The organism is Thalassolituus alkanivorans (assembly GCF_020447205.1).
GTDB classification, from domain to species: Bacteria; Pseudomonadota; Gammaproteobacteria; order Pseudomonadales; family Oceanobacteraceae; genus Venatoribacter; species Venatoribacter alkanivorans.
On record NZ_JAJAEL010000039.1, the window covers coordinates 493,820 to 496,129 of the forward strand.

At 53.2% G+C, this 2,310-nt stretch carries 3 protein-coding genes; all 3 read right to left on the reverse strand.

Features of this window, described 5'->3' with window-relative positions; genetic code table 11:
* Positions 1-309: 309 nt before the first annotated feature.
* Positions 310-648 carry a hypothetical protein gene (locus tag LGT44_RS17620; RefSeq protein WP_230332467.1) on the reverse strand — a complete coding sequence of 113 codons (339 nt, stop codon included), beginning with the start codon at positions 646-648 and terminating at the stop codon, positions 310-312.
* A 108-nt stretch (positions 649-756) separates the two neighbouring features.
* Complete coding sequence (locus LGT44_RS17625) at positions 757-1,287, reverse strand: DUF523 domain-containing protein (RefSeq protein WP_230332466.1); 531 nt, start codon at positions 1,285-1,287, stop codon at positions 757-759.
* A 3-nt stretch (positions 1,288-1,290) separates the two neighbouring features.
* Complete coding sequence (locus tag LGT44_RS17630) at positions 1,291-2,073, reverse strand: methyltransferase domain-containing protein (protein ID WP_230332465.1); 783 nt, start codon at positions 2,071-2,073, stop codon at positions 1,291-1,293.
* Positions 2,074-2,310 lie beyond the last annotated feature (237 nt).

The window sequence follows — 2,310 nt, forward strand, 5'->3', positions numbered from 1 at the left end:
CCGAAGCATCCGAAATAAATCATACGCAGTAAATTATCGAAGCCGCCGTTAAGCGACGGAGATGAGATTAATTCGTCGGAAACGAATTAATGCGTAGCCCGCAGGGTGAGTATCAGGATGATACGAACAGCCTCCCTAGGTTCGACTCGTAGTGAGCCTGCGAACGAAGAGCGCGTAGGCCAAAGGCCAGGTCGCTTGCGACCGTTAGCACATCCTCCAGCGCCATTTCTTAAAGCTTCGTCCGAAGTCCAAAGTATCCGCAATTAATCAACGTTATGCATCCCAGAATTTCTGCTTAAGCTGTGATGCTTAAAAATTCCAGTTTAATCCTGCATACATCTGCACTTTCTGGTTTTTCACATCGCGCTGCCAGCCCAGTTCAATGGCTTTAAACAGCGTCAGTCCGGCATGAATGCCTGCAACTTTATCTGCATCAAACTGCAGCCGTGGGCCAATAAATAAGGTCGACAGTGTGCCAGGCACGGGAATTACCCAGTCTGCCCCTGCAGCCGGATAATAATCACCGGCGTAGCGGGTATCCTGTTGAATACCGATATAAGTACGCCAGAAAAAATCCGGATTTTCGTTATGCCAGCCAATGCGTAATCCCTGGCTGTCTTTGCCTGCCTGATAAATCTGAGTGTTCAAAAAAGCGTGGGCAGGAGAAGCCGCAGATAAAAACAGAAGGCAAACAAGCACTGACCGGAGATGTAAGCGCAAAGCAATTAAGCCGGGCATAGTGAGATGACCTTATAATTAATCAATAAATTGCCGGGCGAATGTCGGATGCTGCTGCCTGAGCCATTGCAGCAGGTCAGGAAATTTTTCCGGGCTGAAGCAGGGAATGCCGTGCCCGCTCAGCAGGGCTGCGGTTACGCCCATACCTTTGCGCAGAGTGGCATTAAACTCACCATTATAAATACCATCACTGCCACAGGATGGAGAGCGTGCCGCCAGCAGGGCTGCAACCGCGCCGTGACGGCGGGCACTGGCCAGAGCCTGTTGAGCACCATCGATAAACTCGCGGGTAAAATCTTCGGTGTCGCGTGAAATGATGCGCGCTTTGCCCTGCAAAACCGCCTCACCATCTCCCCGATAAATTTCCGCAGCCGGACGAGGCGTCGGCAAACCTCCGGCGACTTCAGGACAAACAGGAATCAGAATCCCCGCCTCTTGCCAGCGCTGTAACTGGTGGCGGAAGTTGTCGGTCTTGTCGTCGTTGGCGCGGCCATCGTAGCGCACCGGTTGGCCCATCAGGCAGGCGCTGATCAGAATTTTTACAGACATTAATTACTCCTGTTTATGCGCCAGAAAATGCACATAGCGCCCAAACTGGCGGTAGGGTTCCAGCGTTCCGAATTCGAGATCGGCTTTATTCACCGCATCCTGACCAATACGGTCACGGATTTTCTGATGCATATGATCGTGCACACAACGAATGCCGCGCCAGCGTTCAACATGAAAACCGAGGGTATTCAGCGCCTGTTCTATGGCATCCGGGTCGAGTGGATGCTGCGGCGCATTGCCTTCGTCGCGTAAACGCGGGTTGGCCGATTGCGGTGCATGGGTGCGGCCATTCATGAGTTGCCGCCACTGATGGCCGTGCAGGTTATAAAACATCAGCGACAGCCAGCCACCGGGTTTTACCCGGTCGGCGAGTAATGGCAGTGCAGCAAAGGGATCTTCTAACCACTCGAGTACCGCATGATTAAGCACAATATCGAAGGGTTGCGGAAATTCTGCGGCAACGTCCTGCAGCGCACATTGCTTTACCGTTAGCGGCAGTTGCTGAGCGGCAAACTGATCGCGCGCCAGTTGCAGCATTTCGGCGGAAATATCACACAGACTGACCTGCGCTCCCTGTTGTGCCAGCTCCAGACTGAACTGCCCCTGGCCGCCGCCGATATCCAGTACGCTGGCATCCGGCAATACAATCTTCAGATCAGCAAAATCGGCACGTAACGCCATCAGCCGCAGCTGGCCTCTGGGTGTTGCATAAATGGTGCGGGCAAAGCGTGCGGCCAGATCGTCGAAATTACGGTCGGGGCGGGTATCGGTGTCTTTGGTGCTCATGGCGTTTTTCGTTGCGTGGCAGTGTGCTGATGATAACAGCAGCGGCGCCGCAGGCAGAGATAAGCTGCATAAAAAAGCCGGCACTGAGGCCGGCAAGGGGGAGAACTTATTGAGAGAAGATGAGGTTCTTAACCATGATTATTAATTGGCGACGATCAGCTTATCCATACGTTCCAGATCGTTAATCACGCGCCAGTCACCGCCGCCTTCTATGACCAGGTAATTGGGTCAGTTAGC